We start from the raw sequence: 22,981 nt of genomic DNA, 5'->3' as shown, positions 1-22,981 counted from the left end.
GGCCAGCCGACCAGGCTAGCGCACGGGGCCGGAGCCGGGGCCGGTGGCCGTGCCGCGCCGCGGCTCGCCCCGCCCCGGCTCGCCGCGTTCCGCCGTCTCCTGACTCATGGCCTCGGCGTGCTCGGTCTTGCCGGCCTCGATCAGCCGGTCGTCGTGCCGCAGCACGCCCACCAGCTCGCGCAGTCGCCCCACGAGTCCCCTCACCAGTGCGCCCACGTCACCCGCGCGCGGCTCAGGTGCCTCGGCCGCCTCGTGCGACATGCGGTTGAGCAGATCGTCGCTGTCGCGCGGCGCCCGGGTGAACTCCACGCAGAGCCTCGCCACTCCGGCGGCGTGCCGATGCATCACCGAGTGGGCGGCGTCGCCGATCTCCCAGGTCGACGCGAACGGGATCGTCGAGGCCACCCGTTCGGCCCAGGCCCGCGACACCACGGCGTCGTGCTCGCCACGGATGACGAGCGTGTGCGCACGGATGCGCGGGAACCGGTCCTCGATACGGAACCGCATCATCGCCGGCAGCACCCGGAGGAACCACTTCGGCCCGCACACGAGGTACGACCCCACCGCCAGCACCTTGACCTTCGCGGGCTCGTGCCACGCGGCCCGCAGAAACCGCCAGGCCAGCACGGGCAGCCGGCGCGCATCCGGATCGACCACCGGGCTGATCAGCACCAGCGTGCTCAGCCCGGGCCGCCGGGCCGCCACCTCGGCCACCATCTGGGTGCCCATCGAGTGGCCGATCAGCACGGGGTCGACGAGCCCGAGGTCGTCGACGACGGCCTCGACCAGGTCGGCGTACTGCTCGATCGACAGGGCCGACGGGGGATGCGGCACCCCGGCGAACCCGGGCAGGTCGAGCGCGTGCACCGGTCCGAACTCGTTCAGGTCGGGTGCGAGACGCTCGAAGTAGGTGGCCGAGACGCCGAGGCCGGCGACCAGCACGAAGGCCCGCCCGTGTGCGGCGTCTGCCGGGGCGCCGATGCTCGAGACGCGGGCGTACACCTCGCCCCGCTCGACCCGCCGAACCCGGATGGCCCGAGCGGCGTCGCCCCCGGCACCGCGGCGGCCGTCACGGCGGCGGGCGGATCGCGAGGGTCGAGACATCCGCCCATTCTGCCGGGCGGGCCTGGGCAGTGACTGCCGACCACTCGGCACGCGGCCATCCGGGGCGTACGGTCGGCTGCACACCCGGGTCGCCGCCGATCAGCGGCACCCCAGCACAGAAGGAGCCGCCCATGGCGCTCGGAACCGGCGAGACCACCATCGATCACCGCGACCACCTCTACACCCTCGCGGGCGGCCCGGAGGAGTGGGCGATCACCCGCGACGGCACGTTGCTCGGCCACCTCGTGGTGCTCTCCTCGGCCGGCGAGGAGGGTGAGCCCGTGTACACGACGCGGCGTGTGGACGGTACCGACTCCGCGGTCGAGGGAACCGACTGGGACCAGGTGGCGCGCGCCCTGCTCAATGAGGTCGACCCGGCGATCGCCGACCCCACCTCCGACGTCTCGGGCGACGGCTCCTGACCCCATCCCCCGCCGACCCCGGCCGGCGGAACGGATCGGCTCAGGCCGGGCAGTGCAGCTGCGTGCGCTCGCCCGAGCGGTCGATCTCGTGCTCGGCCATGAGCTTGCCGCAGAGCGGGCAGCGCGGATCGGCCGGCGCCACGTAGGGCGCCTCGGGCCGGCCGATGCCCACCTGCGCCGGCCCGGTGAACGTGAACACGATGCGGTTGAGGTTGTTGAGAAACCCCGGTTTGCCGTCGAACGGGTTCATCGGGTTCGGGGTGCGCGGCCTTTTGTTTCGTGCCATAACCATTAGTATACTAACGATCATGGTCTCCGGTACCGATCTGCTCGCACTCGACCGCCAGCTCTGCTTCGCCCTCGCGGTCGCCTCGCGCTCGGTGATCGGCGCGTACAAGCCGATCCTCGAGCCGCTCGGACTCACGCATCCGCAGTACCTGGTGATGCTCGCGCTGTGGGAGAAGGAGCCGCGCTCACTCAGCGACGTGGCCGCGGTGCTGCGCCTCGAGCCGGCCACCCTCTCGCCCCTGGTGAAGCGGCTCGAATCCGCGGGGCTCGTCACCCGCGAGCGCTCGGTTCAGGATGAGCGTCAGCTGGCGCTGCGGCTGACTCCCGAGGGCCGCCGGCTGCGCGAACAGGCCGAGCAGGTGCCGCCGCAGGTGATCGAGGCACTCGGCGTCGACCTCGACGAGCTGCTCGACCTCCAGTCCCGCCTCACCGCCGTGATCGCGCGCATCGCCCCCCTCCCCTGACCGACATCCCGGCGAGTTGCGCCAAAGTGCCCTTTCGAGGGCTGAATGAGGGCGATTTGGCGCAACTCGACGAGGCTCGAGCGGATGGGCGGGTCAGGCGCGCGGGTCAGGCGCGCAGGCAGGCAGCGAGCACCTCGAGGCCGTCGGCCACCTCCGCGAACGAGGTGCTGAGCGGCGACAGCCCGATGCGGATGCCGCCGGGCGCCCGGTAGTCGGGCAGCACGTCGCGCTGCCAGGCCCGCGCGACCACGGCCTCCGCATCCGGATGACCGAGGGTGACGTGCCCGCCGCGTCGAGCGGGGTCGCGCGGCGACTCGAGGGTGAGGCCGAGACCCGTGAGGGCGCCGCCGTCGGCGAGCGCGTCGACCACGAACTCCGTGAGCGCGATCGACTTGGCGCGCACCGCGGGCAGGCCGGCCTGCTCGATGAGGTCGAGCATGTCGAGCATGGGCTGCATGCCCAGGATCGACGGCGTTCCGCTCAGGAGACGTCGGATGCCCGGCGCGGGTTCGTAGCGCTCCCCCATCGCGAACGGGTCGGCCGCGCCCATCCAGCCGGTGATCGGCTGCTCGAGCGCGGCGTGCAGGCCCGACCGCACGTAGGCGAAGGCGGGCGAACCGGGGCCGCCGTTGAGGTACTTGTAGGTGCAGCCCACCGCGAAGTCGACCTCCCAGCGGTCGAGTTCCAGGGGCACCGAGCCCACGGAGTGGCAGATGTCCCAGAGCACGAGCGCCCCAGCGTCGTGCGCCAGGCGCGTGATGGTCTCGGCGTCGGCGAGGTGGCCCGAGCGGTACGACACGTGGCTCAGCAGCACGAGCGCCGTGCGCTCCCCCACGGCCTCCGCGATCTGCTCGGGCTCGATGCCGCCGTCGCGGGGCACCGGGATCCAGCGCACCGTCGAGCCGGTCTCGCGGGCGATGCTCTCCACCAGGAAGCGGTCGGTGGGGAAGTCGTCGTCGTCGATCACGATCTCGTCGCGTCCCGGCCGCGCGGCGAGGGCCGCCCGGATCAGCTTGTAGAGCAGCACCGTGGTCGAGTCGCCCACCACCGTCTGGCCGGGGGCCGCACCCAGCGTGAGCGCGCCGATGCGGTCGCCGACGGTCTCGGGCGCCGCCATCCAGCCCTCGTCCCAGTGCCGGATCAGGCGCGACGACCAGCCGTCCAGCAGTGCCGTCATGCGGCCGGCGGTCGCGCGCAGCGGCCGGCCGAGCGAGTTGCCGTCGAAGTACGCCCGCACCGCGGGATCGGCCACGAAGGCGTCGCGGAGCGGTGCGAGCGCGTCGTCGGCGTCGAGCGTGGCGGCCCGCGCGGCGAGGGGGCGGCGGAGGAACGAGGTCATGACTGCAGCCTCCCACGGTCGAAGTCGAGCGAGGGCTCGTCGCTCACGGCGAGGGTGAGCACGGCCTTGCCGATCAGCTCGTGCTGCTCGAGGTCTCCTTCGAGCCGGCGCAGCTGCCGGGCGACATCCTCCTCCGGCCCGTCGCCCACGAGGTCGACCGCCGCCACGAGGAAGAGCTCGCCCGGCCCGCTGAACTCCAGGTAGAGCGAGGTCACCCGCTGGATCTCGGCGTGCGCCAGCAGCGCCCGGCCCATCTGCGCCCGGTACTGCTCGCTCGGCCCCGCCCCCAGCAGGTACCGCCGGTTGCGGCTGATCAGCAACAGCGCCACCCCGCCGAGCAGCAGCCCGATGGCGATCGAGCCGAGCGCATCCCACACCGGGTCGCCCGTGGCCTGGTGCAGGCCGATGCCGGCGCCGGCGATCACCAGCCCGAGCAGTGCCGCCGTGTCTTCGAAGAACACCGACCGCAGCGTGGTGTTCGACCCGTTCACCACGTAGTCGAAGAAGCCGCGGCCGTAGCGGCGGGCCGTTCGCCGCCCCTCCATCACCGACTGCGTGAGCGAGAAGCCCTCCAGCACGAAGGCCACCGCGAGCACGATGTAGTTGAGGGCGTAGTCCTCAACGGCCTCCGGTGCGGCCAGGCTCTGGATGCCGTGGTACACCGACACCACAGCCCCCACGGTGAAGATGCCGAACGCCGCGAACAGCGAGAAGATGTAGGCGTCACGGCCGTAGCCGAGCGGATGCGCGGTGTCGCGCTTCTTGCCCGCGCGCCGGTCGGCGATCAGCAGGAAGATCTCGTTGCCCGCATCCGCCCACGAGTGGGCCGCCTCGGCCAGCATCGACGCGGAGCCGGTGAGGCCGGCGACCACCGACTTGGCGAGGGCGACGAGGATGTTCGCGACGAACGCGATGACGACGGTCATGCTCCGACGCTACGCGCTGCCGTGCGGGCCCGCGATACTCTTGACGCCGTCGCTGCCACCCCTGGAGCAGCGGCGCATCCCACCCCTTGGAGAAGCGCATGTCTGTCGGCCTGCTCGCTGTCGTCGATGACATCCTCACCGCCGCCCTGAAGGCGAGCGCGAAGACCGCCGGGGTCGTGATCGACGACGCCGCGGTCACCCCGCAGTACGTTCAGGGGCTGACGCCCGCCCGAGAGCTGCCCGTGGTGTGGCGCATCGCGCTCGGCAGCCTGGTGAACAAGTTCGTCATCATCATCCCCATAGCGCTGCTGCTGTCGGCGTTCGCGCCCTGGGTGCTGCCGTTCCTGCTCATCATCGGCGGCACGTACCTCTGCTTCGAGGGTGCCGAGAAGGTGCTCGAGTGGTTCGGGATGCACCACGACAGCGGAGAGACCGAGTCGCGTGACGAGCGCAAACTGGTGTTCGGCGCCATCCGCACCGACCTCATCCTGAGCACCGAGATCATGCTCATCGCACTCGACAGCCTCGACCCCGAGCTCGGCATCTGGATGACGCTGGGAGCCCTCGTGGTGATCGGGCTCGGCATGACGGCGCTGGTGTACGGCGCGGTGGCGCTGCTGGTGAAGGTCGACGACATCGGCCTGCGGCTGATGAAGAGCCCGGCGCGGAAGGTGCGGCGCACGGGCGCCCGGGTCGTGGCGGCGATGCCCGCGGTCTTCCGGGTGATCAGCGTGGTGGGCACCGTGGCCATGCTCTGGGTGGGTGGCCACCTCGTGATCGCGAACCTGGCCGAGACGTTCTGGCACGGCCCCTACGATCTGCTGCACGTGATCACGCACGCGGTCGAGGCCGCCGGGCCGGTGGTGGTGTGGCTCGCCGACACGGCATCCTCGGCCGTCTTCGGCCTGGCGCTCGGCCTCCTGGTGGTGGCGATCGTGCTCGGCATCCGCCGCCTCACGTCGCGCTCCCACCCCGCCCCCGCCGCCCACTGACCCGGGCCCGCGCCCCGGGCGCCGCCCCGCGCGAACGACGGATGCGGGCGCCATCGTCGGGCCGAGCATCCGTCGTTCTCGAGATGGCGCCCGAAACTCCGTCGTTCGGAGGTGGAGTGCCGGCTCCGTCGTCGGCCGGTCAGTCCTTGGTGGGCAGGTAGCCCGCGGCGCGGAACAGGCGGCGCAGGTCGACCACCATCTGCTCGTCGACGTCTTTGTGGCGCGGCTTCGTGAGCACGATGCGCTCGTCGCCGAGCTTCACGATGAACTTGCCGTCGTGCTCCTCTCGCACCTCGGCCACCTCGTCGAGCAGGCCGATCACGTCGTTCCACTCCAGGTTGTGCGTGGTGGGGTGGTGCCCGATGTTCTCGAGCGTGGTGCGGTGGTGCTGGCTGACGTGTTCGATGCCTGACATGGTCGGGCTCCTCTCGAGGGGCGATGGATCCGGCGCGCTGCGCACGCCTCTGGCGTCACGCTAGCGCCCGCCGCCCCACCGCTCACCCTCGATTCGTCGCAACAACCCTCGACGGATGCGCCCGGCCGCCGCCCTCGAACGACGGATGCGCGGGCCACCTCCGGACGGAGCATCCGTCGTTCGCAGGATGGCCGCCGCAACTCCGTCGCCCCACGGCGCGGCTGCGGCCGAGCGGCCTTGATCGCCCCGTCGGGCGGGGGTAGGGTCGAGCCCAATGTCCCACCCCGTCTCGGCACCGCCGCCGCGCCTGGCCGGGGTGTTCGACCTCTTCACCATCGGCCTCGGCCCCTCGAGCTCGCACACCGTCGGCCCGATGCGGGCGGCCGGCGACTTCGCCGAGCGACTCATCGCAGCCGATTCGCCGCTGCGGGCGTCGGGCGGCCTCGACTCCGTCGCCGAGGTGCGGGTGGAGCTGTTCGGCTCGCTCGCCGCCACGGGCGCCGGTCACGGCACCTTCGGGGCGGTGCAGCTCGGGCTCGAGGGGCTCCGGCCCGAGTCGACGCTGCCGCACGAGGCCGAGGAGCGGCTGGCCGCGATTGAGACATCCGGATGCGTGCTGCTGGCCGGGGTGCACCGGGTGCGCTGCGCCGTATCCGACTTCGTGCTGCGCCCCCTCACCGTGGCGCCGCGGCACCCGAACGCGCTCACGCTGAGCGCCGTCGACGCCGCCGGCCTGGTGCTGGCGGCCGAGACCTATTACTCCGTGGGCGGCGGCTTCGTGGTGCGCGAGGGCGACGACGAGACGGCGGAAGCGACCGGCGCGCCCATCCCGTTGCCGTTCGCCACCGGCGACCAGCTGCTGCAGCGCTGCGACGAGACCGGACTCGCCATCGCGGCCGTGGTGCGGCAGAACGAACTCGCCCGGCACTCCGTGACCGAGCTCGCCGACGGCCTGCGGGCGATCGAACAGGCGATGGACGGCTGCTGGCGCAACGCCCTCACCCGCGAGGGCGTGCTGCCCGGCGGCCTGAACGTGCGCCGCCGGGCCGGGGTGCTGCACGCCCACCTGGAGCGGGTCGACCCCGATCGTCGGCCGGAGTTCTGGCAGGAGCGGGTGAACCTCGTGGCCCTGGCGGTGAACGAGGAGAACGCCTCGGGCGGGCGCGTGGTGACGGCCCCCACGAACGGCGCCGCCGGCATCATCCCCGCCGTGCTCTACTACGCGCTGCACTACACGCCGCGCGGCGTGGAGCCGGGGGCGCTCGAGGCCGTGGTGGAGGAGTTCCTGCTCACGGCGGCGGCGATCGGAGCGCTCTACAAGAGCAACGCCTCCATCTCGGGAGCCGAGGTGGGCTGCCAGGGCGAGGTGGGTTCGGCGTCGTCGATGGCGGCCGCCGGCCTCGCCGCGGTGCTCGGCGGCACTCCCCGTCAGGTGGAGAACGCGGCCGAGATCGCCATGGAGCACAACCTCGGCCTCACCTGCGACCCCATCGGAGGGCTGGTGCAGGTGCCCTGCATCGAGCGCAACGCCCTCGCGGCGGCCAAGGCGGTGAACGCCGCGAAGATGGCACTCTGGGGCGACGGCACCCACCACGTGTCGCTCGACCAGGTGATCGCCACCATGCGCGAGACCGGGGCCGACATGAGCTCGAAGTACAAGGAGACCTCGCGCGGCGGCCTGGCCGTGAACGTGCCCAACTGCTGACGCCCGGGCCGGCGGGTGGCCCCGCGGGAGGCCTCCGCGACATCCCGAACCGCGCCTCAGTACCGGATGGCGTCGATCACCTTCACCCGCACCGCCACGAGCGCCGGCAGCAACCCGGCGAGCGCCCCCACGGCCGAGGCGGCCACGAGCCCGAGCACCGCGGCGTCGACCGGGAACGGCGGGAAGTCGGTGATGAGCCCCTGGCCCACCAAGTCGTGCACCATCGGGCTCTGCACGATGAGGATGGCGGCCGCCACCCCCACGGCTCCGGCGGCCACCGTGGCCACCACGCTCTCCATCATCACGGCGAAGAACACCCGCCCCGCGGTGGCCCCGAAACTGCGGCGGATGCCGATCTCGCGCACCCGCTGCTTCACCGTCACGAGGGCGATGTTCACCAGGCCGAGCGCGCCGAGCAGCAGCACCAGCAGGGCGATGCCGCCCACGATCAGCCGGGTGGCCATGAACGGGTCGTCGCCGTACTGCGCGGCGTCCTGGCGGCTGACGTCGACCACCGCGCCGTCGCCGACCGCGGCCGAGAGGTCGCGTTTGACCGCGTCGGCGATGGACTGCCAGTCGGCCGGCGGAACCCACATCTCGTACTGCACCGACGAGCCCGCGTAGGGGTCGACGGGCGCCCCGGCGCCCGCATCCGCCGCCTGGTACGCCGTCAACTGGTCGACGAGCATGAACATGGCGGGCTCGGTCTCCCAGTCGGCCGAGGGGTACACCCCGGTCACCACCGCGGTGGTGCCGCCCGGCCCGCCGAGCGAGATGGTGGGATGCGTGGCGAGGTCGGGGCGGCCGAGCCGGTTCCAGAACACCTCGCTCACGATCACCGGCGGCGCCAGCAGCTGCGCGTCGTCGGGCGCGAACCACGAGCCCTCGATGATGCGCACGCGGTGCATCTCGCCGTAGGGCTGGTCGACGGCCTGCGTGCCCACCGAGAGCACCCCCTCGGGCGAGTCGACCGGAACCGTGGCGTTCACGAGCCGGCTGGCGTAGTCGATGCCGTACCGGGCGACGGTGTCCCGCCATCCGTTCTGCAGCGCTTCGGCATCGACCTGCTGCCCGTCGTCGCGGTAGGCCGAGACGTACAGCGTGGCGGGCCGGCCGCTCTGGCGCTCGCTGAGCTCGGCGGTGGACTGCTGCAGGATGGCGCCCAGGGCCACCACCGTGGTGAGCGAGCACACCGCCACGGCCACGCCGATCAGCGACAGCAGCACCCGCGTGCGGTGGATGCGCAGCTCCTGCCAGGCCTCCAGCACGGCGCCGAGCACGCTCGTGACGACGCGGCTCATCGCACGGCCCCGGCGTCGGCCGCGACCCCGGCATCGGCCGCGACATCCGCGTCGGCCCGGCGCAGCACGCCGTGGTCGAGCCGGTAGTGGTCGCGGGAGCGCTCGGCGATGGCCGGGTCGTGGGTGATCACGACGAGGGCCGCGTTCGTGCGCGCCGCCACCTCGTCGATCAGCTCCATCACGCTCTGCCCGGTGTCGAGGTCGAGAGCACCGGTGGGTTCGTCGGCCAGGATGAGGCGCGGCCCGCGCACGAGCGAGCGAGCGATGGCCACGCGCTGCTGCTCTCCCCCCGAGAGGCGGTCGGGCAGGCTGTCGAGCCGGTGGCCGAGACCCACCTCCTCGAGCATCTCGGCCGCGATGGTGCGCCGGCGCCAGAACTGGCGGCCGTCGGCGTAGTAGAGCGGCATCATCACGTTCTCGAGGGCGGTGCGACCGGGGAGCAGGTTGAACTGCTGGAACACGAAGCCGATCTCGCGGCCGCGGAGCCGGTCACGCTGGCCCGCCGAGTACTGCTTGACCGGGCGGCCCTCGAACTCCAGGGTGCCGCTGGTGGGAAGGTCGAGCAGGCCCAGCAGGTTGAGCAGCGTCGACTTGCCCGAACCCGACCGGCCCACCACCGAGACGCGGTCGTTCTCCTCGACCGTGAGATCGACGCCGTTCAGGATGGTGAGTGCCGGCTGATCGGGGGGCAGCACCGTGCGGGTCACCCCGGCGAGGTGCAGCAGCGTCACCGGACCGATCCGCACATCATGCTGCCGTCGGGCATCGCGGTGCAGTCGCCCATGCCGTCGGAGGGCAGGGCGGCCGCTCCGGGGGCGAACTGCAGCACCGTGTCGCCCTCGGTGAGGCCTCCGGTGATCTCCACCTGGCTGCCGTCGCTGAGGCCGAGTCCCACAGGGTGCTCCTCGTGGGTGCCGTCGGCGGTCACCACCCACACGGATCCGCTCTGGGCGGCCCCGCGCACGGCGGTGGTGGGTACCACGAGCACGTTGTCGGCGCGGCCTCCCGCGATGGTCATCTGCGCGGCGAGGCCCGGGAACACCGTCACCCCGTCGGGCACCGGGCAGCTCACGGTGGTGGAGGTGCCGCCGCCCGAGGTGCCGCCCGTCGTGCCACCCGTGCCGGTGCCGCCGGTGCCGCCCGTGCCCGTGTCGCCGCCCGATCCGGCTCCGGCGAGCGGGGTCTGGATGCGCAGGCCCGTGCAGGTGAACGGGGCCGGTCCGCCGGTGATCGCCACCGAGGCCTCCGTGGGCTGGTTGACCAGCCGGTACTGCTGCGCGGGCTGCAGTGCGCCGGAGACCGAGAACGTGGGCGGCGCGATCTGGCCCGCCGCCTCGCCGATGGCCACCGTCTGGCCTTCGATCACGGCCAGCGAGCTGAGGGTGCCCGAGCTCGGCGCCGTCACCTCCTCGTAGCGGAAGATGGCCGGCAACGGCTTGCCCTCGGCGTCGACCGTCTCACCCGGGTCGCGCACGATCTCGACCTTCACGTCGAACACCACGTCACCGGCGGCCACCGGCGCACCGACCGCGAAGAACACCTCGTCGACCGTGCCGGCCGCGGTGGCCTTGATGGGCACGGCGGCATCGGCCGAGACCGTCGCGTCGATCACGACGTCGTTGGTGATGCTGCCGAGGGTGACGGCCACCGTGGGCTCCATCACCTCTCCGGTGGGCACGGCCGGGTCGGCCTCGGCCGCCTTGTCGGGAAAGAACGCCAGCTTTCCCAACGCGATCGCGATCACCGCGATCAAGACGATCCGGATGACCGGAAACACCCATCTCCTCATCACGCCCACACTCGTTCCCTCCGGTCGATGACTCTCGAGATCATAGGAGATCCACATGTCGCACCGACTTGCATAACCCCTCAGCCCTACCTAGGTTTGGTAAGGCAACCCTAAGCGCCGCAGCACTGCGCCGGGTCGCGAACCCCTGCACCCCCATCGAAAGGCATCTCCATGCCCCGCGCCTCGCGCCTGCTCGCTCTCACGACGGCAGCCCTCCTCGCCGCCTCCCTCGCCGGCTGCTCGACCTCGTCCTCCGCCGAGGACTCGTCGGACGCCTCGAGCGACGCCGCCTTCACCCCGATCACCATCGAGCACGCGCTCGGCACCACCACGATCGATGCGAAGCCCGAACGCGTGGCCACGGTGAACTGGGCGAACCACGAGGTGCCGCTCGCACTCGGCGTGGTGCCGGTGGGCATGGCCGCCGCCAACTTCGGCGACGACGACGGCGACGGCCTGCTGCCCTGGGTGAAGGAGAAGCTCGACGACCTCGGTGCCGAGACCCCGGTGCTGTTCGACGAGACCGACGGGATCGACTTCGAAGCCGTCGCCGACACCCAGCCCGACGTCATCCTGGCCGCCTACTCGGGCCTCACCCAGGAGGACTACGACACGCTCAGCGAGATCGCCCCCACGGTGGCCTACCCCGAGACCGCCTGGGGCACCCCGTGGCGCGAGATGATCGAGCTCAACAGCGAGGCCATCGGCCTGAAGGCCGAGGGCGAGCAGCTCGTCTCCGACCTCGAACAGCAGATCTCCGACGCCGCGGCGGAGTACCCGCAGCTCGAGGGCAAGTCGGCTGCGTTCCTCACCCACGTCGACACCGCCGACCTCAGCGAGGTGAGCTTCTACACCACCCACGACACCCGGGCGATGTTCTTCGACGACCTCGGGCTGAGCACCCCCGAGAGCATCGCGACGGCCTCGGCCACCACCGACCTGTTCGCCCTGAGCCAGAGCGCCGAGCAGGCGGATGCGTTCGGCGACGTCGACATCATCGTCACCTACGGCGGCGACGAGCTGCTCACCGCCCTCGAGGGCGACCCCCTGCTGTCGCAGATGCCCGCCGTGGCGAACAAGGCCGTCGTGGCGCTGCCCGGAACCAGCCCTCTCGGCACCGCCGCGAACCCCACCCCGCTGTCGATCTCGTGGGTGCTGGACGACTACCTGGCGCTGCTCGCCGAGGCCGCCGACAAGGCGTGACCCGGGCGATCAGCGCACCCGCCGTCTCGGGAGCCGCCGCCGTGCGGCGCCCGAGACGGCTTCGAGCATTCTGGCTGCTGGTGTCCGCAGCGCTCCTCGTGGCGCTGGCCGCCGCATCCGTCGCCGTGGGGTCGCGCGACGTGGGGTGGGACGACATCGTGGCCGCTCTGGGCGGAGCGACCGACGGGTTCGACCGCGCCGCCGTGGCCACGCGCATCCCGCGCACCCTGCTGGCGGTGCTCGGCGGCGCCGCCCTGGCCGTCTCGGGCGCCGTGATGCAGGGCGTCACCCGCAACCCGCTCGCCGACCCCGGCATCCTGGGCGTGAACATGGGCGCCTCGCTCGCGGTGGTGGGCGGCATCGCGTTCTTCGGGCTCGCGGGCGCCTCGGCGCAGATCTGGACCGCCATCGCCGGCGCCGCGCTGGCCGCAGTGTTCGTGTACACGGTGGGCTCCCTCGGCCGCGGCGGCGCCACCCCGCTCAAGCTCGCGCTCGCCGGCGCGGCCACCTCGGCGGCGCTCGTGTCGTTCACCAGCGCCATCGTGCTGCCGCGCGGCGACATCAGCGAGAGCGTGCGATCGTGGCAGATCGGCGGGGTGGGCGGGGCCACCCTCGCGAGCATCCAGCAGGTGCTGCCGTTCATCGTGGTGGGCTTCGTGATCTGCCTGCTCTCGGCCCGGGGCCTGAACTCCCTGGCGCTCGGCGACGAGCTGGCGGCGGGGCTCGGCGAGCGGGTGGCCCTCGCGCGCGGCTCGGCCGCGCTCGGAGCCGTGGTGCTCTGCGGTGCGGTGACGGCCGTGGCCGGGCCGATCGGCTTCGTGGGCCTCGTGGTGCCGCACGCCTGCCGGCTGCTGGTGGGGGTCGACCACCGCTGGCTGGTGCCTTTCTCGGCGGTGGCGGGCGCGTGCCTGCTCACGGCCGCCGACATCCTGGGCCGCGTGGTGGCGCGCCCGGCCGAGATCGACGTGGGCATCATCACCGCCCTCGTGGGCGCGCCGTTCTTCATCGCCATCGTGCGGCGGCAGAAGGTGCGCAGCCTGTGACCGCCGTCGATCCATCGCCACCCGCCGCACCGGGCGTGCCTCCGGATGCCGGGCTGCACGCCACGACGGTCGACGCCGTGCGGCGCGGTCGAGCGCACCGCTCCCGTCGCCGGCGCGCCGTGATGATCGTGCTGGCCGCCCTGATCGTGGTGATGTTCGCGGTGAGCCTGATGGCGGGCCGCACGTTCTACCCGCCGGCCGACGTGCTGCGCGTCATCCTGGGCGACGACGTGGCGGGGGCCACGTTCACCGTGGGTCGGCTGCGGCTGCCCCGCGTGTCGCTGGCCGTGCTGGCGGGCCTGTCGTTCGGGCTCGGCGGCGTGGCCTTCCAGACCATGCTGCGCAACCCCTTGGCGAGCCCCGACATCATCGGCATCAGCTCGGGGGCGAGCGCCGCCGCCGCGTTCGCCATCGTGACCCTGTCGCTCGGCGCCGCCGAGGTGTCGGTGTTCGCGATCGTGGTGGGCCTCGCCGTGGCCCTGCTGGTGTACGCGCTGTCGTACCGGAGCGGGGTGGCGGGAACACGGCTCATCCTGATCGGCATCGGCGTGGCCGCCATGCTCGACAGCGTCACCGCCTACGTGCTCTCGCAGGCCGCGCAGTGGGATCTGCAGGAGGCCATGCGCTGGCTCACCGGCAGCCTGAACGGGGCCTCGTGGGGGCAGGTGCTGCCGGTGCTCGTGGCGGTGTCCGTGCTCTCTCCGGTGCTGCTCGGCCAGGGGCGGAACCTCGCCGCCACCCGGCTCGGCGACGACACCGCGGCGGCGCTCGGGGTGCGCGTCGACCGCACGCGGCTGATCGTGATCGTGGCCGCCGTGGGCCTGATCGCGTTCGCCACCGCGGCCGCCGGACCCATCGCGTTCGTGGCCTTCCTGGCGGGGCCGATCGCCGCCCGGCTGGTGGGCCCCGGCGCATCGCTGCTCGTGCCGGCCGCGCTCGTGGGGGCGCTGCTGGTGGTGGTGGCCGACTTCGTGGGGCAGTTCGCCTTCGGCACCCGCTACCCCGTGGGCGTCGTGACGGGCGTGCTCGGCGCCCCCTATCTCGTGTATCTCATCATCCGTTCGAATCGATCTGGAGGCTCGCTGTGACGCGTGGCCACACCCTCGCCGCCCACGACCTCACGCTCGGCTACGGCGACCGCACCGTGGTGCAGCAGCTCTCGCTCGCCGTGCCGCCCGGCGGCGTGACCGCCATCGTGGGCGCCAACGCCTGCGGCAAGTCGACCCTGCTGCGCTCGATGTCGCGCCTGCTCGCGCCGCGCGCGGGGCAGGTGCTGCTCGACGGCAAGCAGGTGCACCGGATGCCGGCGAAAGAGCTCGCCCGCACGCTCGGCCTGCTGCCGCAGTCGCCGATCGCGCCCGAGGGCATCACGGTCTCCGACCTCGTGGGCCGCGGGCGGCACCCGCACCAGCGCCTGCTCTCCCGCTGGAACGCCGACGACGACGCCGCGGTGGCCGCCGCCCTCGACGCCACCGAGACCGCGGCCCTGGCCGACCGGCCCGTCGACGAGCTGTCGGGCGGTCAGCGGCAGCGGGTGTGGATCGCGATGGCGCTCGCCCAGCAGACCGATCTGCTGCTGCTGGACGAGCCGACCACCTTTCTCGACGTGAGCCACCAGATCGACGTGCTCGACCTGCTCACCGACCTCAACCGCACCCGCGGCACCACCGTCGTGATGGTGCTGCACGACCTCAACCTCGCAGCGCGCTACGCCGACCATCTGGTGGCCATCGCCGACGGCGCGGTGCACGCGGCGGGCACGCCGGCCGAGGTGCTCACCGAGGAGATGGTGCGGGCGGTGTTCGGGCTCGACAGCCGGGTGATCGCCGACCCGACGTCGGGCAAGCCGTTGATGCTGCCGCTCGGGCGGCACCACGTGGCGCCGGTGTAGGCAGGCCCGTCGGGCCGCGGCGCGGCGCCCGTCAGGCCGCGGCGCGGGCGGTGTCGAGCATGGTCTCGAGCCGGCCCAGCGCCTCGTCGGAGCTCATCCGCCCGCCGTCGACCGCGCTCACCACGTTGAGGAAGTCGAGCCGCAGCCGCGCCCGCTCGGCCGACACCACCCGGCTCTTCCCGTCGAGCACGATGGCGAGGTCGATGCGGGCCATCAAGGCGGGGGTGCTCCAGCGGGTGTCGTGCATACGCCGACCGTAGGGGCGGCGGGTGAACGGATGCTGAAGCGAACCCGAGCACTCGCCCTGCGCCGCCCCCTGACCCCCGTCCGGGTTAGGCTCGAAGGGCAACCGCCGCACACGACGTCCGTGAAAGGACATGTTCATGACCGTCATCGTCATCCTCCTGGTGCTCTGGGCCATCCTCAGCGTCGTCGGCTTCGCCATCGAGGGTCTGCTCTGGCTCGGCATCATCGGCATCATCCTGATCGTCGGAACCCTGGTGTTCGGGTTCGTGCGGCGCAGCGTCAACAAGGCCAAGCGCCAGGCCTGAGCCGCGCCGGGCCGTGGGCCCGTCGCCCCGACGGCCCATCTGCGTCAGGGCGCGCCGAGTTGCTGCAGAATCTGGAACGCCAACGCCACCACGAGCGCGTTGTAGAAGAAGCTCACCACGCTGTGCATGAGCACGGTCAGGCGCATCCGGCTGGTGTTCACCGTCACATCGGAGGTGGCGAACGACGAGCCGATGGTGAACGAGAAGTACAGGTAGTCGACGAGTCCCGGATGCGGCCTCGACGGGATGATCAGGCCCGGTTCGCCCGTCGACCGCGACTCGATGGTCTCGTAACGCTGCGCGAAGCCCGTGTGCAGCAGCAGCCACGAGATCACGATGCCGAGCGCCGCCGAGACCGCAGTGACTGCGCCGGCTCCCGGGTCGCCGGCGAGGTCGGACCGGCCGAGCAGGAAGAGCACGGCCGAGTTGATGCCCACCAGGCTCGCCGCCAGCGGCAGCACCCAGGAGAGCGTGTCGAGCACGCCCGAGCGGCCCGTGTCGGCCTGCCCGGCGAGAGTGCGCCGACGGATGCCGGCGTAGCCGACCACGAGATAGGCGGCGGCGATCACCTCCCACACGGCGAGCACGGCAAAGCTGCTCGTCACCACGTAGACCACCGACACCACCACCATCACGACCTCGGCGGCAGTGGTGGCCCAGTCGCGGGAGCTCGGCCGGGCAGCGTCCATGGCGACCATCGTAGGGGCTCGCCCGGCCGGGCGGCGGCCGCCGGGCGTTAACCCGCCTTGTCTAGGATGGCGGCCATGCCCGATCAGCCCGCCGCCCCCGCCGCATCATCCCGCCCCGCCGTGCTCTTCGTGTGCGTGCACAACGCCGGACGGTCGCAGATGGCCGCCGGCTGGCTGCGCGAGCTCGCCGGCGACCGCATCGACGTGTTCTCGGCCGGCAGCGAGCCGGCCGAGTCGATCAACCCCGCCGCGGTGGAGGTGATGGCCGAGGAGGGCATCGACATCGCCGGGGCCGAGCCGCGCATCCTCACCACCGATGCCGTGCGCCAGGCCGACGTGGTGATCACCATGGGCTGCGGCGACGCCTGCCCCATCTTCCCCGGCAAGCGCTACGAGGACTGGGAGCTCACCGACCCGGCCGGCCTCCCCACCGCCGAGGTGCGCGCAGTGCGCGACGACATCAAGGCGCGCGTGCAGCACCTCATCGCCACCCTCGCCTGACCCTCGGCGAGTTGCGCCGAATCACCCTCTGCGCGGGCGCGAAGGGGTGATTCGGCGCAACTCGGCGGCTCACATGTTGATCATGTGACCCGTGAGGCCGTGGAAGCCCTCCTGCAGCGCCTCGCTCAGCGTGGGGTGCGTGTGCACGTTGCGCGCCAGCTCGGTGGCCGTGAGATCCCACTTCTGGGCCAGCGTGAGCTCGGGCAGCAGCTCCGACACGTCGGGGCCGATCAGGTGTGCGCCGAGCAGTTCGCCGTACTTCGCGTCGGCCACCAGCTTCACGAAGCCCACCGGCTCGCCGAGACCGTGCGCCTTGCCGTTGGCCGAGAAGGGGAACTTCGTCACCTTCAGTTCGTGGCCCTCGTCGCGCGCCTGCTGCTCGGTGAGCCCGAACGAAGCCACCTGGGGCTGGCAGAAGGTGGCGCGCGGCATCATGCGGTAGTCACCCAGCGACTGGGTCTCGGCTCCCGCGAGGGTCTCTGCCGCCACCACGCCCTGCGCCTCGGCCACGTGCGCCAGCTGCAGCTTCGCGGTGACGTCGCCGATGGCGTAGATGTTCGGCACGTTCGTGCGCATGAAGTCGTCGATGGCGATGGCGCCGCGCTCGGTGAGGGCCACTCCGGTGGTCTCGAGGCCGAAGCCCTCCACCCGGGGCGCGAAACCGATCGACATCAGCACCTTGTCGGCCGTGAGGCTGCCCTGGCTGCCGTCTTTCGCGGTGTACGTGACGGTCACCGACGAACCGTCGTCGACAACCGTGTCGACCTTGGTGGAGGTGAGGATGTTCACCCCGAGCTTCTTGTACTGCTTGGCGATCTCCTTCGACACGTCGGCGTCTTCGTTCGGCAGCGCCCGGTCGAGGAACTCCACGATCGTCACGTCGACGCCGTAGTTCTTCAGCACGTAGCCGAACTCCATGCCGATGGCCCCGGCGCCCACGATCACGATCGACTCCGGCAGCTCGCGGGTGAGGATCTGCGTCTCGTAGGTGACCACGTTGTCGCTCAGCCCCACGCCGGGCAGCAGTCGCACGGTGGAACCCGTGGCGATGATGGCGTTCTCGAACGTGACCGTCTCGGTGCCGCCCGCGGAGAGGATGACCTCGATCGTGTGCGCATCCTGGAACGAACCACGGCCGTCGATCTCGGTGATGCCGTTCTTCTTCATCAGGAAGTGCACGCCCTTCACGCGGCCGTCGGCCACCTGCCGGCTGCGGTCGAAGGCCACGCCGAAGTCGAACGAGACCTCGCCCGACATGCCGAACTGCTCGGCCTGGTGCGTGAAGATGTGGGCGAGCTCGGCGTTGCGCAGCAGCGCCTTCGACGGGATGCAGCCGACGTTGAGGCAGACGCCGCCCCAGTACTGCGACTCGATCACTGCCACCTTCTTGCCCAGCTGAGCGGCCCGGATGGCGGCGACGTAGCCGCCAGGGCCTGCTCCGAGGACGACGACGTCGAAGTGCGAGGACATGGAACTCCTTCGGGTGATGCTTCGGGAATTGACTCTGACGACCCTAGTCGCCCCTGCCGATGACACCGGATGGGGGCAGGATGGTGGGCATGCAGAAGCTCTACTACGCGAGCGGGTACATGCTGCTCGGCGACAAGGTCTGCGACGCGGTCGTCGACTACGCCCAGGCTCTCGCCGACGTGGGCAAGTCCGACCTCGTGATCGTGCCCGCCCTCTCCGACGAGGGGGTGCGCGGCACCGTGAAGCTGCTGATCGGCCCGGCGAGCCAGCTGTTCGCCGCTCCGGCGGTGGAACGCGACGTCGACCTCGACGACCCGGCGGCCGTGGAGTGGATGCGCGACAAGACCGCCCGGCTGCAACCCGCCCGGGCGCAGCCCGATCCCGACGCGCTGCGCGTGGGCTTCGGCGACGACTACTGATCCCGCGGCCACCCGCCGGCCGGCAGCGGCCCGTCACCGGGAATTCGCCGTGCCACCCTTCCTGACAACTGTCGAAGACGGTTAGCATCGCGACATGAGCATCAGGATGCCGTCGTCACGATCGTGGGTGGCGCGCGTCGCCGCCGGGCTGAGCGGGGTCGCCCTCGCGGCAGGGCTCCTGGTGTCGGGGGCCGGAGCAGCCTCGGCCGCCGAGGCGCCGGAGCCGGCCCCGACGCCGGCCGCGGCATCCGAGCCCTCGCTGGACGCCTATCTCGTCGACGGCAGCGTCGCCAGCTTCCGGGCCGACGACATCATCTCCGACAAGAACATGTACGACCCGAACGCCATGACGGCCGCGCAGGTGCAGTCGTTCCTGGTGGCCACGGTGCCGTCGTGCGCCACGACGAACTGCATCGACATCCGGAGTTTCCCGGCGTCGCCCGCGCAGCCCGCGAACAACGACTGCTCGGCGGTCGCCGGCGGCCTCACCACGGCATCGGCCATGATCGCCGCGGCCGGCAAGGCCTGCGGGGTGAGTCAGAAGGCCCTGCTCGCCCTGATCCAGAAGGAGTCGTCGCTGATCGGGAGCAACAGCCCCACCGACAGCCAGTACGACCAGGCGACCGGTTACGCGTGCCCCGACGGGTCGAGCTGCGATCCCGCCTACCGCGGCTTCTTCCTGCAGGTCTACAACGCGGCGCGGCAGCTCGACGACTACCGCGCCGAACCCCGCCTGCCGATCGGCACCCCCACCCAGATCGACTATTCCCCGAACCCCGACTGCGGATCGTCGGCCGTCACCATCCGCACCGTGGCCACCGCCGCCCTCTACTCCTACACGCCCTACCAGCCGAACGACGCGGCCAAGGTGCAGGGCAGCAACGGCAACGCGTGCTCGAGCATCGGCAACCTGCTGTTCTGGTTCGTGTACACCGACTGGTTCGGCTACCCGCAGATCGACGTCGACCGCATCCAGGGCGCCGACCGCTACGAGGTGGCGGTGAACGTGGCCGAGAAGGCCTACCCCGACGGCGCGGGCACCGTGTTCATCGCCACCGGAACCGGCTACGCCGACGCGCTGTCCGCCGGCCCCGCCGCCGTGCAGGCGAACGCGCCACTTCTGCTCACCCCCACCGGCGCGCTTACCAGCGGGGTGGCCGATGAGATCTCGAAGCAGCTCAAGCCCCAGAAGATCGTGATCGTCGGTGGCCCGAACTCGGTGTCGCCGTTCGTCCAGTCCCAGCTGGCGGGACTCGTGCCCGGCGTCGACGTGGAGCGCATCGGCGGCGCCGACCGGTTCGAGGTGTCGCGCAACCTCGCGGCGTACGCGTTCCCGAGCGCATCCGGAGCGTACGTCGCCACCGGCCTGAACTTCCCCGACGCCCTGAGCGCGAGCGGGGCCGGCGGGCACCTCGGCCGCCCCGTGGTGCTCGTGAACGGCGGAGCCTCGTCGATCGACGGCTCGACGGCGGCGCTGCTGGAGTCGTTGAAGGTGACCGACGTGCGCATCGCGGGAGGCCCGAACTCGGTGAGCGACGGCATCCAGAGCTCGCTCGACGCCCTGCCCGGCGTCACCAGCGTCGAGCGGCTGTCCGGCGCCGACCGATTCGCCGCGTCGCTGGCGATCAACCAGGACGCCTACGGCACGAGCGACCGGGTCTTCCTGGCCACCGGCCTGAACTTCCCGGATGCGCTGGCCGGTTCGGCCTACGCCGGAGCTCTCGGTTCGCCCCTGCTGGTGGTGCCGCAGAACTGTCTGCCACGCGACGTGCGGCTGAGCTTCAAGACCTTCGACAACACGAAGGTCACGCTGCTGGGCGGGCCCAACTCACTCGGGGCCGGGGTGGCGGCGCTCACGGGCTGCTGAGCCGGGCGAGCCGGGCGGCTCAGGCCCCGGCGCGGCGCGGCGCAACCCGCGCGACCCCGGCGTGCCGGCTCAGGCCGCGGCGATCCCGTGCTCGAGCACGTGCGCGGTCGACCGCGCCTGAAGGTGCGCGCACAGCTCCGACACGAGCGAGAGCTCCCCGGCGAGCAACTGCAACCGGGTCACATCCAGCGCGGTGTCGACCTCCCGGGCCAGGAAGGTCACCGTCCAGTGCGGGTCACCCGGAGCAGCCGGCTCCATGTACACCTGCGTCGGCGCGTACTTCAGCCCCACCACCACCAGGCCCGTGTCGCCGCCGTCGGTGCCGTCCTGCGGCAGAACCTCGACCGTGCCCGGAAAGCTGCGGCCGCCCGCGAGGAACTCCGCGAGCCAGCGCTCGAGCGTGTCCTTGCTGCGAAACGGCATCGCGTCCTCCTCACAGGGCCCGCTGGCCAGCGGCGGCGACAGGTGTCGCCGCGCCCCGGCGGGTCTACGCCTATTCCACCGGATGCGCACCTGTCCATACGTCTGCATTAGCCGAAAAGCGAACCGATTCGCCCGGTCAACGTTGCAATGTGGCGCTCGGGTACTCGCGGAAGCGGGCGGCGTAGGCGGCCGAGAACCGGCCGGCGTGCGTGAAGCCCCATCGGGCGGCCACCTCGGCCACCGTCGCATCCCTCGGGCTGAGGTGCACCAGTTCGGCCCGCACCCTCTCCAGCCGCAGGCCCCGCAGGTACTCCGTGGGGGTCGCGCCGAGCTGACGCTGGAAGGCCTGCTGCAGCCCCCGGGGCGTGAGGCCCACCTCGGCGGCGATGTCCGAGGGCGAGAGGGGAGCCGCCACGTTGGCGTGCATGTACTCCACCGCCTGACGGAGCCGGCCGTTCCGCGGCACCAGCAGGGAGTCGGGAAGTCGGGAGGTGACGTGCGGGAAGGTCTCGAGCAGGGTCACCGCGATGCGGCGATCGACCTCCGCCAGCTGCAGCAGGGTCGGCGAACCGCTGATGAGCAGCCGCGCGGCCTCCTCGACTGCCAAGACCCACCTGGTGAGCGCCGCGCCCTCGGGTGAAGCGGTGTGGTCGAACGTGATGGGGCCGGGCAGCGCGCCCTCGTGCTCGGCGGCCACCTGCTCGAGATAGCCGGCCCGGAGGTGGATGAGGTTCTGCCGGTAGTCGGCGAAGTCGAAGTCGAAGGGCTTGCCCGCGGGGAACATGGCGGGCCGGCCCGGCTCGAGCACCTTGGACTCGCCATCCGCCTCCATCACGCCCGATCCGTGGATGAGCCACGACACGATGTACTCGTTCTCGGGCTGGATGCGACCGGTGATGGTGCCGAGATAGGTCGACGACCGCAGCGTCATGTTCTCGCCGCCCACCATGGTGTAGCGGAAGGCGAAATCCGACTCGCTGCGCTCGGCCTGGAAGTCGGCACCGTTGTAGCCGCGCTCGTACATCTCCCGAGCGTCGTCGAGGTCGTCGCCCGACCGCTCCGTGCGGGCGATACGTGCTGCACCGTCATCCATACATCTGGGAGTCTGGCACGACAGGAGAGTCCGCCGCAGACGGCACGACGCAGCGGTACATTCCGCCGCCGCGGAAGGGCTACGGAGTGGGCATGCCGCCGTTGACGTTGAGGGTCTCACCCGAGACGTAGCTCGACTCCGACGACGCGAGGAACACGTAGGCCGGCGCGAGCTCGGCCGGCTGGCCGGCCCGCTGGTAGGTGCTCTCGTCGTCGAAGGCGGCCATCTGCTCGTCGGAGACCCCGCCCGACACCTGCAGGGCCGTCCAGGTCGGCCCCGGCGCCACCACGTTCACCCGGATGCCGCGCGAGGCCAGCTGCAGCGCCAGCCCCTTCGAGAGGTTGTTGATCGCGGCCTTCGACGCGGCGTAGTCGAGGCGGTCGGGGGCGGGCTTGTAGGCCTCGAGTGAGGCGGTGGTGATGATCGACGAGCCGGGCGCGAGATGCGGCACCGCCGCCTTGACGATCCAGAAGGCGGCGAAGACGTTGGTGCGGAAGGTGAGTTCGAATTGCTCGTCGCTGAGGTCGTCGAGGCTCTCGACCGCCACCTGCTTGCCCGCGTTGCTCACCAGGATGTCGAGGCCGCCGAGCGCCTCCACCGCGTCGGCGACGAGTCCCCGGCAGGTGGCGGCGTCGGAGATGTCGCCGGGGAGACCGATGCCGCGACGGCCGGCCGCCTCGACCTCGGCGAGCACGTGCTGGGCGTCGGCCTCCTCCTCGGGCAGGTACGAGATGGCCACGTCGGCCCCCTCGCGGGCGAAGGCGATGGCCACGGCGCCGCCGATGCCCGAGTCGCCGCCGGTGATCAGGGCCCGCCGGCCCGTGAGCCGGCCGAGCCCGCGGTAGGTCTTCTCGCCGAGGTCGGGCACCGGGGTCATGCCGCCCTGCAAGCCAGGCTCGGGCTGGTGCTGCACGGGCGGCTCGACGCGGGCGTAGCGGGTGACGGGGTTGTCGAAGGCGAACTGATCGGGGCTCATGGGCGTCACCGTACGCCCGCCCCGGCGCGCTCGCACCGCCCCCGCGACTCGTCCCGAATCGGGGCGACACGCCGTGTCGCGCCCCGATTCGGGACGAGTCGCGGGGCCGG

General features: G+C 71.8%; 26 protein-coding genes. 12 read left to right on the top strand and 14 right to left on the bottom strand.

All coding sequences use genetic code 11. The features are described 5' to 3' along the window. Window positions 1-15: 15 nt before the first annotated feature. Window positions 16-1,104 (bottom strand): alpha/beta fold hydrolase, encoded by a 1,089-nt coding sequence (locus ACEXOR_RS00980; RefSeq protein WP_374847495.1) that lies wholly within the window; start codon window positions 1,102-1,104, stop codon window positions 16-18. A gap of 131 nt (window positions 1,105-1,235) precedes the next feature. Here ACEXOR_RS00980 and ACEXOR_RS00975 point away from each other — a divergent pair, with 131 nt between their 5' ends. After that, window positions 1,236-1,526, top strand: a complete 291-nt coding sequence (locus tag ACEXOR_RS00975) for a hypothetical protein (protein ID WP_374847494.1) — start codon at window positions 1,236-1,238, stop codon at window positions 1,524-1,526. Between the two features lie 40 nt (window positions 1,527-1,566). Here ACEXOR_RS00975 and ACEXOR_RS00970 read toward each other — a convergent pair whose 3' ends face one another. Next, window positions 1,567-1,812, bottom strand: coding sequence for a hypothetical protein (locus ACEXOR_RS00970; protein WP_374847493.1), 246 nt, complete (start codon window positions 1,810-1,812; stop codon window positions 1,567-1,569). A gap of 22 nt (window positions 1,813-1,834) precedes the next feature. Here ACEXOR_RS00970 and ACEXOR_RS00965 point away from each other — a divergent pair, with 22 nt between their 5' ends. Continuing rightward, complete coding sequence (locus ACEXOR_RS00965; protein ID WP_374847492.1) at window positions 1,835-2,278, top strand: MarR family winged helix-turn-helix transcriptional regulator; 444 nt, start codon at window positions 1,835-1,837, stop codon at window positions 2,276-2,278. Between the two features lie 106 nt (window positions 2,279-2,384). Here ACEXOR_RS00965 and kynU read toward each other — a convergent pair whose 3' ends face one another. Beyond that, window positions 2,385-3,617 carry a kynureninase gene (kynU, locus tag ACEXOR_RS00960; protein ID WP_374847491.1) on the bottom strand — a complete coding sequence of 411 codons (1,233 nt, stop codon included), beginning with the start codon at window positions 3,615-3,617 and terminating at the stop codon, window positions 2,385-2,387. After that, window positions 3,614-4,543 (bottom strand): cation diffusion facilitator family transporter, encoded by a 930-nt coding sequence (locus ACEXOR_RS00955; protein ID WP_374847490.1) that lies wholly within the window; start codon window positions 4,541-4,543, stop codon window positions 3,614-3,616. The genes kynU and ACEXOR_RS00955 overlap by 4 nt, the downstream gene beginning before the upstream one ends. A 98-nt stretch (window positions 4,544-4,641) precedes the next feature. Between ACEXOR_RS00955 and ACEXOR_RS00950 the strand changes: the two genes are divergently transcribed. Next, a complete protein-coding gene (locus ACEXOR_RS00950; RefSeq protein WP_374847489.1) occupies window positions 4,642-5,535 on the top strand; it encodes a DUF808 domain-containing protein in 894 nt (297 codons plus the stop codon). A 139-nt stretch (window positions 5,536-5,674) separates the two neighbouring features. Here ACEXOR_RS00950 and ACEXOR_RS00945 read toward each other — a convergent pair whose 3' ends face one another. After that, window positions 5,675-5,950: a hypothetical protein gene (locus tag ACEXOR_RS00945; RefSeq protein ID WP_374847488.1), complete on the bottom strand. Its 276-nt coding sequence runs from the start codon at window positions 5,948-5,950 to the stop codon at window positions 5,675-5,677. Between the two features lie 274 nt (window positions 5,951-6,224). Here ACEXOR_RS00945 and ACEXOR_RS00940 point away from each other — a divergent pair, with 274 nt between their 5' ends. Then, window positions 6,225-7,655: an L-serine ammonia-lyase gene (locus ACEXOR_RS00940; RefSeq protein ID WP_374847487.1), complete on the top strand. Its 1,431-nt coding sequence runs from the start codon at window positions 6,225-6,227 to the stop codon at window positions 7,653-7,655. Between the two features lie 56 nt (window positions 7,656-7,711). Here ACEXOR_RS00940 and ACEXOR_RS00935 read toward each other — a convergent pair whose 3' ends face one another. Genes ACEXOR_RS00935 through ACEXOR_RS00925 form a run of 3 tightly spaced genes read right to left on the bottom strand, consistent with a single transcriptional unit; the run spans window position 7,712 to window position 10,745 of the window. Next, window positions 7,712-8,956, bottom strand: coding sequence for an ABC transporter permease (locus ACEXOR_RS00935; RefSeq protein ID WP_374847486.1), 1,245 nt, complete (start codon window positions 8,954-8,956; stop codon window positions 7,712-7,714). Beyond that, a complete protein-coding gene (locus ACEXOR_RS00930) occupies window positions 8,953-9,687 on the bottom strand; it encodes an ABC transporter ATP-binding protein (protein ID WP_374847484.1) in 735 nt (244 codons plus the stop codon). The genes ACEXOR_RS00935 and ACEXOR_RS00930 overlap by 4 nt, the downstream gene beginning before the upstream one ends. Then, a complete protein-coding gene (locus tag ACEXOR_RS00925; protein ID WP_374847483.1) occupies window positions 9,684-10,745 on the bottom strand; it encodes a permuted SH3 domain-containing protein in 1,062 nt (353 codons plus the stop codon). The genes ACEXOR_RS00930 and ACEXOR_RS00925 overlap by 4 nt, the downstream gene beginning before the upstream one ends. Before the next feature lie 171 nt (window positions 10,746-10,916). Here ACEXOR_RS00925 and ACEXOR_RS00920 point away from each other — a divergent pair, with 171 nt between their 5' ends. Genes ACEXOR_RS00920 through ACEXOR_RS00905 form a run of 4 tightly spaced genes read left to right on the top strand, consistent with a single transcriptional unit; the run spans window position 10,917 to window position 14,882 of the window. Next, window positions 10,917-11,948 (top strand): iron-siderophore ABC transporter substrate-binding protein, encoded by a 1,032-nt coding sequence (locus ACEXOR_RS00920; protein WP_374847481.1) that lies wholly within the window; start codon window positions 10,917-10,919, stop codon window positions 11,946-11,948. Continuing rightward, window positions 11,945-12,991, top strand: a complete 1,047-nt coding sequence (locus ACEXOR_RS00915) for a FecCD family ABC transporter permease (RefSeq protein WP_374847480.1) — start codon at window positions 11,945-11,947, stop codon at window positions 12,989-12,991. Before ACEXOR_RS00920 ends, ACEXOR_RS00915 begins: the two co-directional genes overlap by 4 nt. A 53-nt stretch (window positions 12,992-13,044) precedes the next feature. Further along, window positions 13,045-14,079 carry a FecCD family ABC transporter permease gene (locus ACEXOR_RS00910; protein ID WP_374847563.1) on the top strand — a complete coding sequence of 345 codons (1,035 nt, stop codon included), beginning with the start codon at window positions 13,045-13,047 and terminating at the stop codon, window positions 14,077-14,079. Next, window positions 14,076-14,882 (top strand): ABC transporter ATP-binding protein, encoded by an 807-nt coding sequence (locus ACEXOR_RS00905; RefSeq protein ID WP_374847479.1) that lies wholly within the window; start codon window positions 14,076-14,078, stop codon window positions 14,880-14,882. The genes ACEXOR_RS00910 and ACEXOR_RS00905 overlap by 4 nt, the downstream gene beginning before the upstream one ends. A gap of 31 nt (window positions 14,883-14,913) precedes the next feature. Here ACEXOR_RS00905 and ACEXOR_RS00900 read toward each other — a convergent pair whose 3' ends face one another. After that, the gene (locus ACEXOR_RS00900; RefSeq protein WP_374847478.1) at window positions 14,914-15,129 is read right to left on the bottom strand and encodes a hypothetical protein; all 216 of its coding nucleotides are present in this window, start codon (window positions 15,127-15,129) and stop codon (window positions 14,914-14,916) included. 136 nt (window positions 15,130-15,265) lie between these two features. Between ACEXOR_RS00900 and ACEXOR_RS00895 the strand changes: the two genes are divergently transcribed. Continuing rightward, on the top strand, window positions 15,266-15,433 hold the full coding sequence (locus tag ACEXOR_RS00895; protein WP_374847477.1) for a hypothetical protein: 168 nt from the start codon (window positions 15,266-15,268) through the stop codon (window positions 15,431-15,433). Window positions 15,434-15,477: 44 nt separating this feature from the next. Here ACEXOR_RS00895 and ACEXOR_RS00890 read toward each other — a convergent pair whose 3' ends face one another. After that, the gene (locus ACEXOR_RS00890) at window positions 15,478-16,122 is read right to left on the bottom strand and encodes a DUF1345 domain-containing protein (protein ID WP_374847476.1); all 645 of its coding nucleotides are present in this window, start codon (window positions 16,120-16,122) and stop codon (window positions 15,478-15,480) included. Between the two features lie 75 nt (window positions 16,123-16,197). On the opposite strand from ACEXOR_RS00890, the gene ACEXOR_RS00885 reads away from it, so the two are divergent. After that, the gene (locus ACEXOR_RS00885; protein WP_374847475.1) at window positions 16,198-16,623 is read left to right on the top strand and encodes an arsenate reductase ArsC; all 426 of its coding nucleotides are present in this window, start codon (window positions 16,198-16,200) and stop codon (window positions 16,621-16,623) included. Between the two features lie 69 nt (window positions 16,624-16,692). Here ACEXOR_RS00885 and lpdA read toward each other — a convergent pair whose 3' ends face one another. Beyond that, window positions 16,693-18,093: a dihydrolipoyl dehydrogenase gene (gene lpdA / locus ACEXOR_RS00880; RefSeq protein WP_374847474.1), complete on the bottom strand. Its 1,401-nt coding sequence runs from the start codon at window positions 18,091-18,093 to the stop codon at window positions 16,693-16,695. An 89-nt stretch (window positions 18,094-18,182) separates the two neighbouring features. On the opposite strand from lpdA, the gene ACEXOR_RS00875 reads away from it, so the two are divergent. Both ACEXOR_RS00875 and ACEXOR_RS00870 read left to right on the top strand, forming a co-directional pair. After that, a complete protein-coding gene (locus tag ACEXOR_RS00875; protein WP_374847472.1) occupies window positions 18,183-18,512 on the top strand; it encodes a hypothetical protein in 330 nt (109 codons plus the stop codon). A 94-nt stretch (window positions 18,513-18,606) separates the two neighbouring features. After that, window positions 18,607-20,379 carry a cell wall-binding repeat-containing protein gene (locus ACEXOR_RS00870; protein ID WP_374847470.1) on the top strand — a complete coding sequence of 591 codons (1,773 nt, stop codon included), beginning with the start codon at window positions 18,607-18,609 and terminating at the stop codon, window positions 20,377-20,379. A gap of 69 nt (window positions 20,380-20,448) precedes the next feature. On the opposite strand, the gene ACEXOR_RS00865 is transcribed toward ACEXOR_RS00870, so the two are convergent. The 3 genes from ACEXOR_RS00865 to ACEXOR_RS00855 all read right to left on the bottom strand — a co-directional run bounded on the left by ACEXOR_RS00865 (window position 20,449) and on the right by ACEXOR_RS00855 (window position 22,871). After that, on the bottom strand, window positions 20,449-20,802 hold the full coding sequence (locus ACEXOR_RS00865) for a hypothetical protein (RefSeq protein WP_374847469.1): 354 nt from the start codon (window positions 20,800-20,802) through the stop codon (window positions 20,449-20,451). Window positions 20,803-20,938: 136 nt separating this feature from the next. Continuing rightward, complete coding sequence (locus tag ACEXOR_RS00860) at window positions 20,939-21,895, bottom strand: AraC family transcriptional regulator (protein ID WP_374847468.1); 957 nt, start codon at window positions 21,893-21,895, stop codon at window positions 20,939-20,941. A gap of 79 nt (window positions 21,896-21,974) precedes the next feature. Next, a complete protein-coding gene (locus tag ACEXOR_RS00855) occupies window positions 21,975-22,871 on the bottom strand; it encodes an SDR family oxidoreductase (RefSeq protein WP_374847467.1) in 897 nt (298 codons plus the stop codon). Window positions 22,872-22,981 lie beyond the last annotated feature (110 nt).

It is taken from the genome of Herbiconiux liangxiaofengii (genome assembly GCF_041927335.1).
Lineage (GTDB): Bacteria > Actinomycetota > Actinomycetes > Actinomycetales > Microbacteriaceae > Herbiconiux > Herbiconiux liangxiaofengii.
This window is presented reverse-complemented; position numbering and strand designations above follow the sequence as displayed.

Excerpts from the sequence above, each read along its gene's own strand:
- ACEXOR_RS00895 (WP_374847477.1), top strand. The coding sequence starts at position 15,266 with ATGACCGTCATCGTCATCCTCCTGGTGCTCTGGGCCATCCTCAGCGTC.
- ACEXOR_RS00885 (WP_374847475.1), top strand. The coding sequence starts at position 16,198 with ATGCCCGATCAGCCCGCCGCCCCCGCCGCATCATCCCGCCCCGCCGTG.
- ACEXOR_RS00920 (WP_374847481.1), top strand. The coding sequence starts at position 10,917 with ATGCCCCGCGCCTCGCGCCTGCTCGCTCTCACGACGGCAGCCCTCCTC.
- ACEXOR_RS00855 (WP_374847467.1), bottom strand. The coding sequence starts at position 22,871 with ATGAGCCCCGATCAGTTCGCCTTCGACAACCCCGTCACCCGCTACGCC.
- ACEXOR_RS00900 (WP_374847478.1), bottom strand. The coding sequence starts at position 15,129 with ATGCACGACACCCGCTGGAGCACCCCCGCCTTGATGGCCCGCATCGAC.
- ACEXOR_RS00950 (WP_374847489.1), top strand. The coding sequence starts at position 4,642 with ATGTCTGTCGGCCTGCTCGCTGTCGTCGATGACATCCTCACCGCCGCC.
- ACEXOR_RS00945 (WP_374847488.1), bottom strand. The coding sequence starts at position 5,950 with ATGTCAGGCATCGAACACGTCAGCCAGCACCACCGCACCACGCTCGAG.
- lpdA (WP_374847474.1), bottom strand. The coding sequence starts at position 18,093 with ATGTCCTCGCACTTCGACGTCGTCGTCCTCGGAGCAGGCCCTGGCGGC.
- kynU (WP_374847491.1), bottom strand. The coding sequence starts at position 3,617 with ATGACCTCGTTCCTCCGCCGCCCCCTCGCCGCGCGGGCCGCCACGCTC.
- ACEXOR_RS00955 (WP_374847490.1), bottom strand. The coding sequence starts at position 4,543 with ATGACCGTCGTCATCGCGTTCGTCGCGAACATCCTCGTCGCCCTCGCC.
- ACEXOR_RS00860 (WP_374847468.1), bottom strand. The coding sequence starts at position 21,895 with ATGGATGACGGTGCAGCACGTATCGCCCGCACGGAGCGGTCGGGCGAC.
- ACEXOR_RS00940 (WP_374847487.1), top strand. The coding sequence starts at position 6,225 with ATGTCCCACCCCGTCTCGGCACCGCCGCCGCGCCTGGCCGGGGTGTTC.
- ACEXOR_RS00970 (WP_374847493.1), bottom strand. The coding sequence starts at position 1,812 with ATGGCACGAAACAAAAGGCCGCGCACCCCGAACCCGATGAACCCGTTC.
- ACEXOR_RS00870 (WP_374847470.1), top strand. The coding sequence starts at position 18,607 with ATGAGCATCAGGATGCCGTCGTCACGATCGTGGGTGGCGCGCGTCGCC.
- ACEXOR_RS00980 (WP_374847495.1), bottom strand. The coding sequence starts at position 1,104 with ATGTCTCGACCCTCGCGATCCGCCCGCCGCCGTGACGGCCGCCGCGGT.
- ACEXOR_RS00965 (WP_374847492.1), top strand. The coding sequence starts at position 1,835 with ATGGTCTCCGGTACCGATCTGCTCGCACTCGACCGCCAGCTCTGCTTC.
- ACEXOR_RS00865 (WP_374847469.1), bottom strand. The coding sequence starts at position 20,802 with ATGCCGTTTCGCAGCAAGGACACGCTCGAGCGCTGGCTCGCGGAGTTC.
- ACEXOR_RS00890 (WP_374847476.1), bottom strand. The coding sequence starts at position 16,122 with ATGGACGCTGCCCGGCCGAGCTCCCGCGACTGGGCCACCACTGCCGCC.
- ACEXOR_RS00925 (WP_374847483.1), bottom strand. The coding sequence starts at position 10,745 with ATGAGGAGATGGGTGTTTCCGGTCATCCGGATCGTCTTGATCGCGGTG.
- ACEXOR_RS00935 (WP_374847486.1), bottom strand. The coding sequence starts at position 8,956 with ATGAGCCGCGTCGTCACGAGCGTGCTCGGCGCCGTGCTGGAGGCCTGG.
- ACEXOR_RS00875 (WP_374847472.1), top strand. The coding sequence starts at position 18,183 with ATGCAGAAGCTCTACTACGCGAGCGGGTACATGCTGCTCGGCGACAAG.
- ACEXOR_RS00975 (WP_374847494.1), top strand. The coding sequence starts at position 1,236 with ATGGCGCTCGGAACCGGCGAGACCACCATCGATCACCGCGACCACCTC.